Here is a 16275-nt window from a genome sequence, read left to right as displayed (position 1 = left end):
CTGCTCAATGCAGTTGCCGGCTGCGTTCGCCGTTGATCTGCCGTAGCTGCGCCTGCAGGTGCAGCCGCCAGATCTGCGGCTCCTCGGCCAACTGGTAGCCGTGCAGGGTCAGGCTTTCGACAATCGAGTCGAGGATGGATTCGGCAACGAAGGGGCCATGGAACGGGCCCTGGGACTTGATCGCGGAAGGTTGTTCTCCGGCCATTCCGGCGGCGAACAGGAGGGTCCACATTCCGTTATCCCCGGCAAGCGGGCGAATAACGCATTCGATACGGGTGACCAGACCCAGGCATTGACGGGTGAGACACAGGCTGCGCGACATGACGGCGACCCTCGGTAGATCCTGTCTTCAGACCCCGATGGAGCCTGTATCGTTCCAGTGACTACAGTGGATGTCCTTGCCCAGAGAATAGGATAAATCCAGGCAACACAAGAGCCTGGAGGACAAACGGACACCTTTTTCGAAAAACGTCAAACTCTTGACCCACCCCTTGGGAGAGCAGGTTCGTCAGCGCAGGCGCCCCCGAGGGCGCCCCCAAAAGCTTCGCGGACGGGCCCGCTCCCACAGCGAGCCCGCCGCCACAACGCCTGTCAGGACGGCTTGACCTCCGCCAGCGCCTGCTCGGCGGCCTCCTTCTCGGCCTCCTTGAGGTCGTCCTCGCTGATCAATTCGGCAATCACCCGCAGGCGCTCCACCACCCGCGCGTTGACGCTGCCCTCCGGGAACTGGCCGTCGGCATCCGGCTCACCGGCCGGCTCGCCCACCAGCAGGCTCAGCGCCTCATCGGCCTGGCGTACCGCATACACGTGGAACATCCCGGCACGCACCGCCTGCAGGACTTTCTCGTCGAGCATCAGCGTCGCGACGTTGGCCTGCGGGATGATCGCCCCCTGCTCGCCGGTCAGGCCACGGGCCTCGCAGAGCCGGAAAAAGCCCTCGATCTTCTCGTTGACCCCGCCCACCGCCTGCACCTCACCGAACTGGTTGATCGAGCCGGTAATGGCGAAGCACTGCTTGAGCGGGGTCTTCGACAGGGCCGAAATCAGCGTACAGGCCTCGCCGAGGGACGCGCTGTCGCCATCGACATAACCGTAGGACTGCTCCAGGGCGATGCTCGCGGAGATCGCCAGGGGGAACTCCTGGGCATACCGGCTACCCAGATAGCCGGTGAGAATCATTACCCCCTTGGAGTGAATCGGCTGCCCAAGGTTCACCTCACGCTCGATATCGACGATACCGCTGCCCCCCGGATAGACCGTGGCGGAAATCCGCGCCGGCACGCCAAACGCCGAATCGCCGACCTCCAGCACCGTCAGGCCGTTGCACTTGCCGACCGCCGCACCGTCGGTATCGATCAGGATGATCCCCGCCAGCATGTCGTCGAGAATCCGCGCCGAGACCCGGCCGGTGCGCGTGGCCTTGGCTTTCAGCGCCCGCTCGATATGCCCGGCATCGGTGCGCTCGTCGCCGGCCAGGTGACGGATGAAGTCCGCCTCACTGACCAGTTGGAACAGATCACCGATGCGCGCCGACAGCCGCCCCTGGTGTTCGGCCAGGCGGGCGCTGTAGGTCGCCAGGCGCGCCACCGCGTCGGCGGTCAGCGGCGCCATGCCCTCTTCCGAGGTACGGGTCTTGAGCAACTGGGCGAACTGTTCCAGGCTCTCGTCGACCATCGGAATGTCTTCGTCGAAGTCCACCAGCACGCGGAACATCTCCTGGAAGTCCGGGTCCAGGTCCTGCAGGGTGTAATACAGATGACGCGCGCCAATGATGATGACCTTGAGTTGCAAGGGGATCATCTGTGGCGTCAGGGTCACGGTCGCCAGGCGTCCCAGTTCGCCCAGCGGCGACTCCATCTTCAGCTTGCGCGACTGCAGGGCACGCTTGAGGGCATCCCAGACGAACGGCTCGCTGAGCATCTTCTCGGCTTCGAGGATCAGGAAGCCGCCATTGGCCCGGTGCAGCGCGCCCGGGCGCAGTTGCCGGTAGGTGGTGTACAGCGCGCCCTGGTCGGTGCTGTATTCGATCCGGCCGAACAGGTTGTCGTAGGTCGGATGCGGTTCGAACACCACCGGCGCACCGCCGCTGGCCGGATGCCCGACCACCAGGCTCGGGGCGTACTGCTCCTCGAGCAGCTTGCGCGCCACCGCATCGGTCTTGCTGTCGTCCACCAGTTGCTCGACCACGGTGCGCAGCAGATTGACCTGCATGGCTTGCAGATAACCGCAGACCGCCGCGTTTTCCGCGTACTTCTCCGACAATGGCGCCAGCAGCGGCTGCAGCGCCAGGGTGATGGTTTCCTCGTTCAACTGACGCAGTTGGTTGCTCGACTCGCGCTTCCATTGCGGCAGGCTGGCCAGTTCCTCGTTGAGGCGCTCCTCGAGCTCGGCGATGTCGGTGTGGAAACGCTCGCGCTCGGCCTCCGGCAATTGGGCGAACTCCGCCTCGTCGAGGGCCTTGCCGTCGCTCATGGGGGTAAAGGCGATATTGCTGCTGTCACGGTACAGGGCGACGTCCTTCTCCAGTGCCAGGCGCTCGATCACGTCCAGGGCGCGGTCATAACGCTGATTGAAGGAACGGTCGATACCGCTCTTTTTCTGCTGGTAGGACGGGTGCTCGAAAACTGCCGGAAAGGTCGCCAGCAGGTTGTCGATCAGGCCACCGATATCACTGATGAACGCGCCGGCCTCGCCCGCGGGCAGCTCCAGCGCCCGCGGCTCGCGCGGCTCATCGAAATTGTTGACGTAGACCCAGTCCGAAGGAGTCTGCAGACGCTTGCCCTCGGCCTTCAGGTAGCGTTTGACGAACGAGAAGCGACCGGTTCCCGGCTCGCCCATGACAAATACGTTGTAACCGGGGCGTGGCATCGCCACACCGAACTGCAACGCTTCGACCGCGCGTTCCTGGCCGAGCACACCGCGAAAAGGCTCCAGATCATTGGTGGTGGAGAAGCTGAACTGTTCAGCGGAAAAAGGGCGAGTCAGCGCTTCGGGCGCAAGACGCAGGCTGGCAGCAACAGAATCAGACATCGGGCTTCCTTACATCAGGCGGGGCAGATGCAGGCATTCTGGCGCTCGCCGCCCCCGGCTGGCAAGGCGACAGGCAGGCGAAACCTCACGGCGGGACAAAAGCCCTCGGAACCGTACTACAAAGCTTGTACATCATTCTTCAGGCAAAAAATCACGGAACCCTTGGATCGTGCCTAAACTCCAACGTGCGCGGCCGGACCATAACCGGCCCACCGGGGCTCGAACAGACCGGTCCCTTGTTTTGACATGCACACAAAGAGAACAAAGCTATGAAACGGATTCTTCTCGGTACTCTCTTCACCGTCGTCTCTCTCCAGGCCATGGCCCAGGCACCAGGCGGCCCGGATTGCGGCTGGGGCAACATGCTGTTCAAAGGCCAGCGCGGTACCCCGGCGCACTTCCTGGCCTCCACCACCAACGGCACCTCCGGTAACGCCACCTTCGGCATGACCTCCGGTACCAACGGCTGCTCGACCAAGGACGCGCTGACCTATGGCGGCAAATCCTGGATCGCCATGAATGGCATGATGAACGAACTGTCGGAAGACATGGCCAAGGGCCAGGGCGAGGCGCTGACCACCTACGCCGTGGTGCTCGGTGTGGCGCCGGAAGATCGTGCGCATTTCGCCGCCGTGACTCACGAGCACTTCCAGCAGATCTTCAACAAGGCCGACGTCACCGCCGACGACGTGCACACCAACACCCTGGCCGTTCTCAAGAGCGATCCACGCCTGGCCAAGTACGCCACCCAGGCTTGAGCGTGACCCGCCCGCCCTTCGGGGCGGGCATTCCCTGCCCGACCCGGACAACAGTTGCCGACCATGCTCAAACGCCTTGCCTACCTGGCGCTCTGTGCCTGTACCCCACTCCAGGCCGCTTCACACCTCGACGATCAACGTTTGCAGCAACTGGCCAACGATCCCTTCTGGATCTCCCTGGGCCATTATGAACACGCCAAGCTCGGCGGCTGGCGCAGCTACGTCAGCGACAGCAAATTTTTTCTCGCCGCTGACGGCGCCCATCACCCCGATGCGGAGCTGAAGGCCACCGTCGCCGCACTCTACGCACCGGCCAGCGCCGGCAATCAGCACGCCCAATGCGTCTACCCGGCACGTACCCGCTGGCTCAAGACACAACTGCAACTCAAGGACCTGCCGACGCCGGACTGCTCGGAATTCAACCAGTGGTTCAAGGATGTCGCCCCCCACAGCACGGTGATGATCTTTCCCGCCGCCTACCTGAACAGCCCGTCATCGATGTTCGGCCACACCCTGCTGCGAATCGACCAGGCCGATGTGCAGCGCGACCAGACCTCGCTGCTCAGCTACGCGATCAACTTCGGCGCCTACATCGAAGGCTCGGACAACAGCATCCTCTATGCCTGGAAAGGCCTGATGGGCGGTTATCCGGGGCTGTTCGCCCTGGTGCCCTACCAGGAGAAACTGTCGGAATACCGCAGCCTGGAAAACCGCGATCTGTGGGAGTACCGGCTGAACCTGACTCCGGAAGAAACCGCGCGGATGGTCGAGCACGTCTGGGAACTGAAGCAGATCCGCTTCGACTATTTCTTCTTCGACGAAAACTGCTCCTATCGCCTGCTGGAACTGCTGCAGGTCGCCCGCCCCGGCCTGCACCTGACCGGACAGTTCCCCCTGACGGCCATCCCCACCGACACCGTGAAGGCGGTCAAGGAAGCCGGCCTGGTGGAGAAGATCGACTACCGCCCGTCCCGCGAGCGTGAGCTGTTGGAGCGGGCCAAGCCGCTGGACCCCGAGGAACAGCAATGGGTACTCAAGGTCAGCGCCGACCAGAACGCCCTGCAAGACCCGGCCTTCAAGGCTCAGCCGCGCGAGCGTCAGGCGCTGATCGTCGATGCCGCCTATCGGCTCGAACGCTACCGGGCCAATGGCCAGGAGCGCGACCCGGTACGCGCGCAACGCAGCTTCGAACTGCTGCGGGCGATCAACCGCAACCCGGCACCGGAGTTGCAAATCACCCCGCCAGGTCTGCCGGAAAACGGCCATGAGTCGCGCACCTGGCAGGCCGGGCTCGGTACCCGGGGCGACCAGGCCTTCGGCGAGTACGGCCTGCGCATGGCCTATCACGACCTGAACGACAACGCCGAGGGTTTCCCGCTGGGTGCCCAGATCGAAATCCTGCAGATGAAACTGCGCCAGTACGAAGGCAACCACTGGCAACTGCAACAGTTGGACCTGGCGACCATCCGTTCGCTGACACCACGCAACGCGCTGCTGCAGCCGTGGTCCTGGCAGGTGACGGGTGGCCTGGAGCGGGTCCCGGGCAAGCATGACGACCAGACCCTGGTCAGCCATGTCAACGGCGGCGGCGGCGCCACATGGCAACTGGGCGACGACCTGCTCGGCTTCGCCCTGGGCACCGTGCGCCTGGAGCACAATGCCGACTTCGCCGCCTTCGTGTCACCGGCCAGCGGTTTCAACACCGGCCTGCTGTGGAAGAATCCGTTGGGCAACCTGAGCCTGGAAGCCAAGGGCGACTATTTCACCAACGGTGAAGTGCGCCGCAGCCTGAGCCTCAACCAGCAATGGGAGCTGTCGCGCAACCTCGGCCTGCGCCTGAGCGCCCAGCGCGAATTCAGCAAACTGGCGTCGGCGGAAAACGAGGTGATGCTGGAACTGAAGTGGTATCACTATTGAGCCGGGCCCGCGACGGCGCGGGCCACGACATGCCCATCCGGGTCAGTCACATTTCAGTTTCGTACGCCCGGGGTCGCGTTCCAGCGACTGCCCCAGCAAACGCAGGCAATGCTCCTGATCGCGCCTGAGCATGTTGTCGATGGTGATGTTACCCACACTCTCCAGCGCTTTCTGCTCGCCGAGGCGAATATCCACCAGGGGTGGCTCAGGTTGTAGTTGAAACAGACTGGCGGGCTCCTCGACTGCCGCCTTGGGGGCTTGTGTCACGGTAGCAGCAGGCAAATCGTCCACCGTCATGCCATAACGATCCAGCAGGGAACTCTCGGGAAGAGGCTCACCCAAGGCAACGCAGGCGGACAAGGTCAGGCCGACACCCATGCCATGGGCTTTGAAACAACTCATACACAACTCTCTTTCTTTGACCACACACGTCCCCGCGCCTTCGCGCGAGGCTGAAACAACCGACTTAGAGCGGTCGGCTCGCTATTACCCTACATCGAAAGATGACGACTCGTGCCGGAAAAATTTACCCGCCGAGGGTACAAACCGCTCAATCACAACCGCCTCGCGACCGCGCCTTCACGCCTTACTGACAAAGAACGGCCTACACTCAACGACAGGCAGGTAAGGCAATCAGGGTGTCGGAATGTGGCGTTGGCTGTTGTTGGGCGTGGTGATCGCACTCGCCGGGTGCGAGTCGACCCGCGACCATCTGCTCATGCAAGGTTATCCACCGGCCTTCGCCGATGGTTTCGACGACGGTTGTGCCAGCGGCCGGCAAGCCGCCGGGGCCATCACCGGTCAATTCAGGAAAAACGTGCCCCGCTACCTCCAGCAGCATGAGTACGCCACCGGCTGGGACGACGGTTTCCGCCAATGCCAGGCGATGCGCGAGAACGAAGACCGCGAGGCCTACAAGGACCGCCACTGGGATGAGCGCGAGCGTGCCTGGCAACAGGAAAAGGACCGCGATGCGGCAAGGGCCTACCGTTCGCAATAGGTCGCTTTCGGGCAACCATTCCCTGCCGGATCCTGCGAGCATGCTGCCCATGCCAGTCAAGAGAGAACGCCATGAGTCGCGCCTTCGTCAATGAAGACAGTGCCGCCACCCAGGCCAGCCAGCCGGTGGAGCGCCAGATCAGCACCCAACCCAACTACGTCACCCCGACGGGCCTGACCCAGTTGCAGGCACGCGTCGCCGCCCTGCAGACCGAGCATGGTCAGCAGAGCGCCCTGGGCGACCAGGCCGACAAACAGCGCCTGGCCGACATCGAACGCGACCTGCGCTATTTCAACCAGCGCCTGGCCAGCGCCCAACTCGCCGCGCCAGCGACCTCCAGCGAAGTCGTGCAGATTGGCAGCCAAGTGACCTTCGTCGATGAACAGGACCGGCAACAGCGGGTGCAACTGGTGGGGGAAGACCAGGCCGACTACGCCAGCGGCCTGATCAACTGGGGCTCGCCGCTGGGACGGGCGCTGCTCGGGGCGCGCCTCGGCGATGAGGTGTTGTGGAGGCGTCCGGCCGGCGACCGGATGATCGAGATCACCCGGATCGACCCGGCCTAGAGAGACTCAGACCACGCCCTGGGCCAGCATGGCCTCGGCGACCTTGACGAAGCCGGCGATGTTCGCGCCCTTGACGTAGTTGACCCGGCCGTTCTCCTCACCGTAGTGCACGCAGGCATGGTGGATCGACTGCATGATGCCATGCAGCTTGCTGTCGACCTCACCGGCGGTCCACAGCAGGCGCATGGCGTTCTGCGACATTTCCAGGCCGCTGACCGCCACGCCGCCCGCATTCGAGGCCTTGCCCGGGGCGAACAGGGTGCCGGCGTCGATGAAGATATCCACAGCCTCCAGGGTGGTCGGCATGTTCGCGCCTTCGGCCACGCAGATGCAGCCATTGCGCAGCAGGGTCCGGGCCGCCTCGGCATCCAGTTCGTTCTGGGTCGCACACGGCAGTGCGATATCGCAGCTCAGGGCCCATGGATGCTGACCCGCGAGGAATTCCAGGCCGAAACGTTGCGCCAGTTCGCTGATCCGACCGCGCTGGACGTTTTTCAGCGCCATCAGCGCCTGCCATTGTTCCTCCGTCAGCCCGGCCTCGCAGTACAGCGTGCCTTCGGAGTCGGACAGCGAGATCACCTTGCCACCCAGGTCCATGACCTTGCGTGCCGCGTACTGCGCGACGTTGCCGGAGCCGGAGATCGCCACGCGCTTGCCTTCGACGCGGTCGCCCTGGCGCTTGAGCATCTCCTCGGCGAAGTACACGCAGCCGAAGCCGGTGGCTTCCGGACGGATCAGGCTGCCGCCGTAGCTCATGCCCTTGCCGGTCAGTACCGAAGTGAACTGGTTGGCCAGGCGCTTGTACTGGCCGAACAGGAAGCCGATCTCCCGGGCGCCGACGCCGATGTCACCCGCCGGCACGTCCACATCGGCACCGATGTGGCGATACAGCTCGCTCATGAACGCCTGGCAGAAACGCATGACTTCCGCATCGCTCTTGCCCTTGGGGTCGAAGTCCGAACCGCCCTTGCCGCCGCCCATCGGCAGTGAGGTCAGGGCGTTCTTGAAGCTCTGCTCGAAGGCGAGGAACTTCAGCACGCCGAGGTTCACCGACGGATGGAAGCGCAGGCCGCCCTTGTACGGGCCGATAGCGCTGTTCATCTGAATGCGGAAGCCACGGTTGACCTGGACCTTGCCCTGATCGTCGACCCACGACACGCGAAACGTGATGGCCCGTTCCGGCTCACACAGACGCTCGAGGATGCCCGAGGTCAGATAGTGCGGATTGGCCTCCAGAAAAGGCCACAGGCTGCGCAGGACCTCCTCCACCGCCTGGTGGAATTCCGGCTGGTCCGGATCGCGTTTTTTCAGACGGGCAAGGAAGTGGTCGACTGATTCGATCATGGGAAGGGTCTCGTCAATGAGTTGTCGTTTTCAATAAGTCGACCCGGACTTTAGCAACTGAACTGGCACTATGACAGTGCAAAATGTCGCACTTATGAATTTAAATGGTGCTTTTTATGTAAATCCATGGGTGAATCAGGCCCTGAGAGCACCCTAAAAGCGCATGAGAGCACGACGACGCACCAAAGCGGAAACAGCGCAAAGGCGGGCATAAAAAAACGGAGCCCGAAGGCTCCGCTTTTTTCCACAGCCGGCCCGATCAGGCCAGTTTCTTGTGCCGTACGCGATGTGGCTGGGCCGCTGCGTCGCCGAGGCGCTTCTTGCGATCGGCTTCGTACTCGGTGTAGTTGCCTTCGAAGAACACCGCTTGCGAATCGTCCTCATAGGCCAGGATGTGGGTGGCCACACGGTCCAGGAACCAACGGTCGTGGGAGATCACGATGGCCGCGCCCGGGAAGTCCAGCAGGGCTTCCTCCAGGGAACGCAGGGTTTCGACGTCGAGGTCGTTGGACGGTTCGTCGAGCAGCAGGACGTTGCCGCCCTCCTTCAGGGTCAGTGCCAGGTGCAGGCGACCGCGCTCACCACCGGACAGGTCCTTGACGAACTTCTGCTGGTCGCCACCCTTGAAGTTGAAGCGACCGACGTAGGTACGCGACGGGATCTCGTAGTTGCCGATGCGGATCTGGTCGGAACCGTCGGAGATCTGCTGGAACACGGTCTTGCTGCCGTCCAGGTCCTCGCGGCTCTGGTCGACGCAGGCCAGTTGCACGGTTTCACCGATCTCGATGCTGCCCGAGTCCGGAGTCTCCTTGCCCATCAGCATGCGGAACAGTGTCGATTTACCGGCACCGTTACCCCCGATCACACCGACGATCGCGCCTTTCGGCATACTGAACGACAGGTTGTCGATCAGAACGCGATCGCCGTAACCCTTGGTGACATTCTTGAATTCGATGACCTTGTCGCCCAGGCGAGGACCGGCCGGGATGTAGATCTCGTTGGTCTCGCTGCGCTTCTGGAATTCCTGCGACTGCATTTCCTCGAAGCGCTGCAGACGGGCCTTGGATTTCGACTGGCGTGCCTTGGCGCCCTTGCGCACCCACTCCAGTTCTTCCTTCATGGCCTTCTCGTGAGCCGACTGCTGCTTGGATTCCTGGGCCAGACGCTCGGACTTGGCTTCCAGCCAGCCCGAGTAGTTGCCTTCGTACGGAATACCGGCGCCGCGGTCGAGTTCGAGAATCCAGCCGGCAACGTTGTCCAGGAAGTAACGGTCGTGGGTGATCGCCACCACGGTACCCGGGAAGTCGTGCAGGAAGTGCTCCAGCCAGGCGACGGAATCGGCGTCCAGGTGGTTGGTCGGTTCGTCGAGCAGCAGCATGTCCGGAGCCGAAAGCAGCAGGCGGCACAGGGCCACGCGACGTTTCTCGCCACCGGACAGGTGTTCGACACGGGCATCCCAGGCCGGTAGGCGCAACGCGTCGGCGGCGACTTCGAGCTGGCGCTCCAGGTTGTGGCCATCGCTGGCCTGCAGGATCGCTTCCAGCTTGGCCTGCTCGGCGGCCAGCTTGTCGAAGTCGGCATCCGGCTCGGCGTAGGCGGCGTAGACCTCGTCCAGGCGGGCCTGGGCATCCTTGATCACGCTGACCGCTTCCTCGACCACTTCGCGCACGCTCTTGGTCGGATCCAGTTGCGGCTCCTGCGGCAGGTAGCCGACATTCAGGTCCGGCATCGGCCGCGCTTCACCGTCGAACTCGGTGTCGACGCCGGCCATGATTTTCAACAGGGTGGACTTACCCGAGCCGTTCAGGCCAAGGACGCCGATCTTGGCGCCCGGGAAAAACGACAGGGAGATGTTTTTCAGGATTTCCCGCTTCGGCGGCACAACTTTGCTCAGCCGATGCATGGTGAAGACGTATTGAGCCATGGAGAACCTAGCGTCAGTGACTGATGAAATATGAAGGCGCAGCCCGGGCCGGCAGCATTGCGCGGCATGCGTTATGCATCATCGAATGCAGCGCCAATCCTGCGTCAACTATGGGAGCGCAAAAACGCCCGCGTAACAGGTAAAATTACCTGAATGTGTGCACCAGGGCAAACCACCGGGCGGAACAGGGCTGGCACTTTGCCACAAGTCAAGGCATGCTAGCCGCCCTTCGGGCGTCCGGCTTATAGTGCACGTCGCGCCAATCCAGCCCAACCGCAGGATCACAGTTTGAGCAACGCCAACCCGCCATCGTCCGCGCGCGCATCCCGCCAGGTGTCCGGCACGCCCCTGCGCGGCACAATCAAGGCTGTTCTGGCGATCCTGGTGCTGCTCATGCTCGCCGTACTGTTCTGGCAACTGATCGACCAGTTCCAGCAGACCCGCAAGATCCAGCGCCAGTACAGTATCGACTACAGCGCCGAGCTGGCCGATCACATCAGCCTGAACATGAAGCTCGATGCGCAGATCGCCGCCAACCTGCTGCCGATCTTCGAGAAACCCGAGACCCCCGAGCAGCAACAGCAACTGCTCGGCAAACTGCGCCTGTCCCTGCCTTCCATCCAGAGCTTCGCCCTGTTCGACATCAAGGGTAACCTGATCAGCGACAGCGCCACCGACAGCCGTGACATCGACTACCTGAGCGAACTGGTCCGGCACAGCAACCGCACCCAGGCCTACTACTTCACCAACGACGACGATGGCTCGATCGTCCACCTGCTGCTGCGCCAGGCCACTGGCGAGACCAACGGCTACTGGGCGCTGCGCCTGGGGCCGAGTCTGTTCCAGAGCCTGACCCGCCAGACCGAACAGAAATTCCGCCCGACCTGGGTGATCGAAAACCGCCTGAACCATCGTGTGCTCAGCCGCGACAACGACATCAGTCCGCGGCCGTCGGTGCTGCAGCCGGATGACGAGGCCAACAGCGTGCTGATCGCGCCACTGTCCAACAGCGACTGGCAACTGCGCGGCCTGTTCGACCAGCGCAAGATGCTCGAGGAACTGCTGCCGGCCCTGATCGGCAAGTGTCTGCTGGGCCTGGGCCTGTCGATGCTGCCGGTGCTGGCGCTGATCAACATGCGGCGCCGCCAGCGCCAGGTGCATGAAGGCCGCCGGCGCTACCAGGAAATCTTCGAAGGCACCGGCGTGGCGCTGTGCGTCCTCGATCTCTCCAGCCTGCCGGGGTTCCTGGAAAACCATCGACTGGGCGACAGCGAAAGCCTCAGGCAGTGGGTCGCCCACGATCCGCAACATCGCCGCCTGCTGTTCGAACAGCTGCGCATCACCGAAATCAACCTGGTCGCGCTGCGCCTGCTCAATGTCGACTCCCGCGAAAGCGCCTGGAGCTGCCTGATCGAGGGCTGCCCGAGCCAGGTCACCGGCATCGGCTATCCGCTGGTCGATGCGCTGATCAACCGGCAGAGCCAGTTGGAACTGGAAATCAAACAGACCGATGCCCACGGCCAGGACCAGCACCTGTGGCTGGTGCTGCGCCTGCCGGAAGACCCCAGCGACTACAACGCGGTGATCCTGAGCATCAGCGATATCACCAGTCGCAAGCTGATCGAACTGTCGCTGCTCGAACGCGAAGGCTTCTGGTCGGACGTGGTCCGGACGGTGCCCGACCACCTCTACGTCCAGGACGTGATCAGCCAGCGGATGATCTTCAGCAACCACCACCTGGGTCAGACGCTCGGCTACAGCAAGAGCGAGCTGCACCAGATGGGCGAATACTTCTGGGAGATCCTGCTGCACCCGGAGGATGCCGAGCATTATCACCGCCTGCGCCACCAGCAGCGCCACGCCGGCTACAGCCAGTTGCTGCAGTGCCAGCTGCGTTTCCGCCACCGCGACGGCCAGTGGCGGCGCTTCGAGATCCGCGAACAGGCCCTGGCCCGGGACAAGTACGACCAGGTCACGCGGATCATCGGCGTGGCCAAGGACATCACCGACCAGATCGAAGCCAGCGAATCGCTGCGCGACAGCGAACAACGCTACCGGATGCTGGCCGAAAGCATCAGCGACGTGATCTTCTCCACCGACAGCACGCTGCAGCTGAACTATGTCAGCCCTTCGGTGCAGACCGTCCTCGGTTATGACGCCGACTGGGTGTTCAAGCACGGCTGGCACTCGACCATCGCCAACCCGGCGCAACTGACCGGCATCTATCAACTGATGGAACGGGTCAGCAAGGCCCTGGACAAACCCGAACAACTGGCCGAACTGCGCAGCAAGGTCCAGACCCAGCTGTTCCTGTTCGACTGCCTGCGGGCCGACGGCCGCAAGATCCCGATCGAACTGCGGCTGGTGCTGGTCTGGGACGAGCACGGCGCGTTCGAAGGCATTCTCGGCGTCGGCCGCGACATCAGCCAGCAACGCCGGGCGGAGAAAGACCTGCGCATGGCGGCCACGGTATTCGAGCACTCGACCTCGGCGATCCTGATCACCGACCCGGCCGGCTACATCGTCCAGGCCAACGAGGCCTTCAGCCGCGTCAGCGGTTATGCGGTGTCCGACGTGCTGGACCAGTTGCCCAACATGCTTACCGTCGACGACCAGCAGGAAGCCCACCTGCGCTACGTGCTCAAGCAACTGGAGCAGCACAACACCTGGGAAGGCGAAGTCTGGCTCAAGCGCCGCAGCGGCGAGCACTACCCGGCCTGGGTCGGCATCACCGCGGTGCTCGACGACGAGGGCGACCTGGCCAGCTACGTGTGCTTCTTCAGCGACATCAGCGAGCGCAAGGCCAGCGAACAGCGGATCCACCGCCTGGCCTACTACGACGCCCTGACCCACCTGCCCAACCGCACGCTGTTCCAGGACCGCCTGCACACCGCGCTGCAACAGGCCGAGCGGCAGAAGGCGTGGGTGGTGCTGATGTTCCTCGACCTCGACCGCTTCAAGCCGATCAACGACTCCCTCGGCCACGCCGCCGGCGACCGCATGCTCAAGGAAATGGGCACCCGCCTGCTGGCCTGCGTCGCCGAGGACGACACCGTGGCGCGCATGGGTGGCGACGAGTTCACCCTGCTGCTGCAGCCACGGGCGACCCGCGAGATGGCTCTGAACCGGGCGATTCACGTCGCCGAACAGATTCTCACCAGCCTGGTCACGCCGTTCGTGCTCGAAGGCCGCGAGTTCTTCGTCACCGCCAGTATCGGTATCGCCCTGAGCCCGCAGGACGGCAGCGAGCTCAGCCAACTGATGAAGAACGCCGATACCGCGATGTACCACGCCAAGGAGCGCGGCAAGAACAACTTCCAGTTCTACCAGGCCGACATGAACGCCAGCGCCCTGGAGCGCCTGGAGCTGGAAAGCGACCTGCGCCACGCCCTGGAACAGAACGAATTCGTGCTCTACTACCAGCCGCAGTTCAGCGGCGACGGCAAGCGCCTGACCGGTGCCGAAGCACTGCTGCGCTGGCGCCATCCACGTCGCGGCCTGGTGCCGCCGGGTGACTTCATCCCGGTACTCGAAGAACTGGGGCTGGTGGTGGATGTCGGCGACTGGGTGCTGGCCGAGGCCTGCCGCCAGCTCAAGACCTGGCACCAGAACAAGGTCCGCGTGCCCAAGGTTTCGGTGAACATTTCCGCCCGGCAGTTCTCCGACGGCCAGTTGGGTACGCGCATCGCCACCATCCTGCGCGACACCGGCCTGCCGCCGGCGTGCCTGGAACTGGAACTGACCGAAAGTATCCTGATGCGCGAAGTCAGCGAAGCCATGCTGATCCTCGCCGGCCTCAAGAACCTGGGCCTGAGCATCGCGGTGGACGACTTCGGCACCGGCTACTCCTCGCTCAACTACCTCAAGCAGTTCCCTATCGACGTGCTGAAGATCGACCGAACCTTCGTCGACGGCCTGCCGTCGGGCGAACAGGATGCGCAGATCGCCCGGGCGATCATCGCCATGGCCCACAGCCTGAACCTGGCGGTGATCGCCGAGGGCGTGGAGACCCACGAGCAACTGGACTTCCTGCGTGAACACGGCTGCGACGAGGTGCAGGGCTACCTGTTCGGCCGGCCGATGGCGGCGGGCCGCTTCGAGGCGCAGTTCAGCAATGATGCGCTGTTCATGTTCGACTGAAAGCCCGCGGCGCGACAGCTGACGCTATTCGCGGGCAAGCCCGCTCCCACCGGTTTTACGCAACTGCCTGCCCGCGATGGCCCCCGCCAATCCAAGCTGAATGCCACTTATCTGCGACATGATGCCCTTTCATATGCCAGATAAAGACCATTGAGTTAGAATGCCCTCCTTTCTGCCCCCCCGATCCTTGAGGACCGCCATGTTCAGCCGTGATTTGACTATTGCCAAGTACGACGCCGATCTCTTTGCCGCCATGGAGCAAGAAGCTCAGCGCCAGGAAGAGCACATCGAGCTGATCGCCTCGGAAAACTACACCAGCCCCGCGGTGATGGAAGCCCAGGGCTCGGTGCTGACCAACAAGTACGCCGAAGGCTATCCAGGCAAGCGCTACTACGGCGGCTGCGAATACGTCGACGTGGTTGAGCAACTGGCTATCGACCGCGCCAAGGAACTGTTCGGCGCCGACTACGCCAACGTTCAGCCGCACGCCGGTTCCCAGGCCAACGCCGCTGTCTACCTGGCCCTGCTGCAAGGTGGCGACACCATCCTGGGCATGAGCCTGGCCCACGGCGGTCACCTGACCCACGGTGCCAGCGTTTCCTCCTCCGGCAAGCTGTACAACGCCGTGCAGTACGGCATCGACGCCAACGGCCTGATCGACTACGACGAAGTCGAGCGCCTGGCGGTCGAGCACAAGCCGAAAATGATCGTGGCCGGTTTCTCCGCCTACTCGCAGGTGCTGGACTTCGCCCGCTTCCGCGCCATTGCCGACAAGGTCGGTGCCTACCTGTTCGTCGACATGGCCCACGTGGCCGGCCTGGTCGCCGCTGGCGTCTACCCGAACCCGGTGCCGTTCGCCGACGTGGTCACCACCACCACCCACAAGACCCTGCGCGGTCCGCGTGGCGGCCTGATCCTGGCAAAGGCCAACCCGGAAATCGAGAAGAAGCTGAACTCCGCCGTATTCCCGGGCGCCCAGGGCGGCCCACTGGAGCACGTGATCGCGGCCAAGGCGATCTGCTTCAAGGAAGCGCTGCAGCCTGAGTTCAAGGCTTACCAGCAACAAGTGGTGAAGAACGCCCAGGCCATGGCCGAAGTGTTCATCGCCCGCGGCTTCGACGTGGTCTCCGGCGGTACCCAGAACCACCTGTTCCTGCTGTCGCTGATCAAGCAGGACATCTCCGGCAAGGACGCCGATGCCGCCCTGGGCAAGGCCTTCATCACCGTGAACAAGAACTCGGTGCCGAACGATCCACGCTCGCCGTTCATCACCTCCGGCCTGCGCTTCGGTACCCCGGCTGTCACCACCCGTGGCTTCAAGGAAACCGAATGCCGCGAGCTGGCTGGCTGGATCTGCGACATCCTGGCTGACCTGAACAACGAAGCGGTGATCGATGCCGTTCGCGAGAAGGTCAAGGCCATCTGCAAGAAGCTGCCGGTATACGGCGCCTGATACGCCCGCATCACGCAGCACGAAAGAGCCCGGTCAGCGATGACCGGGCTTTTTTTCGCCTCAAGAAAATCCCCTGCCCCCTCAAGGAGCGCCCCCCCGACAAGCCCTGCTCCTGCAGAAGCGAAGGCACATCGCGATAACTG

General features: G+C 63.4%; 11 protein-coding genes. 6 read left to right on the top strand and 5 right to left on the bottom strand.

The features are described from left to right. Nucleotides 1-4: 4 nt before the first annotated feature. Together ACMGT0_RS05065 and ACMGT0_RS05060 are read right to left on the bottom strand one after the other, a co-directional pair. A complete protein-coding gene (locus ACMGT0_RS05065) occupies nucleotides 5-322 on the bottom strand; it encodes a hypothetical protein (protein WP_054059047.1) in 318 nt (105 codons plus the stop codon). A gap of 269 nt (nucleotides 323-591) precedes the next feature. Then, entirely contained in the window at nucleotides 592-3030 is a 2439-nt protein-coding gene (locus ACMGT0_RS05060; protein ID WP_054059048.1) for a Lon protease family protein, read from the bottom strand. A 269-nt stretch (nucleotides 3031-3299) separates the two neighbouring features. Here ACMGT0_RS05060 and ACMGT0_RS05055 point away from each other — a divergent pair, with 269 nt between their 5' ends. Continuing rightward, on the top strand, nucleotides 3300-3788 hold the full coding sequence (locus ACMGT0_RS05055) for a DUF3015 domain-containing protein (protein ID WP_054059049.1): 489 nt from the start codon (nucleotides 3300-3302) through the stop codon (nucleotides 3786-3788). A 63-nt stretch (nucleotides 3789-3851) separates the two neighbouring features. Beyond that, the gene (locus ACMGT0_RS05050) at nucleotides 3852-5705 is read left to right on the top strand and encodes a DUF4105 domain-containing protein (RefSeq protein WP_416771710.1); all 1854 of its coding nucleotides are present in this window, start codon (nucleotides 3852-3854) and stop codon (nucleotides 5703-5705) included. A 42-nt stretch (nucleotides 5706-5747) separates the two neighbouring features. Here the strand turns inward: ACMGT0_RS05050 and ACMGT0_RS05045 are convergent, their stop codons facing one another. Continuing rightward, complete coding sequence (locus tag ACMGT0_RS05045; protein WP_273824838.1) at nucleotides 5748-6107, bottom strand: hypothetical protein; 360 nt, start codon at nucleotides 6105-6107, stop codon at nucleotides 5748-5750. Between the two features lie 244 nt (nucleotides 6108-6351). Between ACMGT0_RS05045 and ACMGT0_RS05040 the strand changes: the two genes are divergently transcribed. Both ACMGT0_RS05040 and ACMGT0_RS05035 read left to right on the top strand, forming a co-directional pair. Then, nucleotides 6352-6705 carry a hypothetical protein gene (locus ACMGT0_RS05040; RefSeq protein WP_054059052.1) on the top strand — a complete coding sequence of 118 codons (354 nt, stop codon included), beginning with the start codon at nucleotides 6352-6354 and terminating at the stop codon, nucleotides 6703-6705. Between the two features lie 71 nt (nucleotides 6706-6776). Continuing rightward, nucleotides 6777-7271, top strand: a complete 495-nt coding sequence (locus tag ACMGT0_RS05035) for a GreA/GreB family elongation factor (protein ID WP_416771708.1) — start codon at nucleotides 6777-6779, stop codon at nucleotides 7269-7271. Nucleotides 7272-7277: 6 nt separating this feature from the next. On the opposite strand, the gene gdhA is transcribed toward ACMGT0_RS05035, so the two are convergent. Beyond that, nucleotides 7278-8615, bottom strand: a complete 1338-nt coding sequence (gene gdhA / locus ACMGT0_RS05030; protein WP_054059054.1) for an NADP-specific glutamate dehydrogenase — start codon at nucleotides 8613-8615, stop codon at nucleotides 7278-7280. A 259-nt stretch (nucleotides 8616-8874) separates the two neighbouring features. Further along, entirely contained in the window at nucleotides 8875-10539 is a 1665-nt protein-coding gene (ettA, locus tag ACMGT0_RS05025; protein ID WP_054059055.1) for an energy-dependent translational throttle protein EttA, read from the bottom strand. Between the two features lie 288 nt (nucleotides 10540-10827). Between ettA and ACMGT0_RS05020 the strand changes: the two genes are divergently transcribed. Beyond that, a complete protein-coding gene (locus ACMGT0_RS05020; protein WP_416771706.1) occupies nucleotides 10828-14679 on the top strand; it encodes an EAL domain-containing protein in 3852 nt (1283 codons plus the stop codon). Between the two features lie 199 nt (nucleotides 14680-14878). Beyond that, nucleotides 14879-16132, top strand: coding sequence for a serine hydroxymethyltransferase (glyA, locus tag ACMGT0_RS05015; RefSeq protein ID WP_054059057.1), 1254 nt, complete (start codon nucleotides 14879-14881; stop codon nucleotides 16130-16132). The last annotated feature ends 143 nt before the right edge of the window (nucleotides 16133-16275 follow it).

This window comes from Pseudomonas sp. RHF3.3-3 (genome assembly GCF_048069595.1).
Taxonomy (GTDB): domain Bacteria; phylum Pseudomonadota; class Gammaproteobacteria; order Pseudomonadales; family Pseudomonadaceae; genus Aquipseudomonas; species Aquipseudomonas fuscovaginae_B.
The sequence above is the reverse complement of the archived record's forward strand: the minus strand, read 5'-3'. Positions and strand labels throughout refer to the sequence as shown.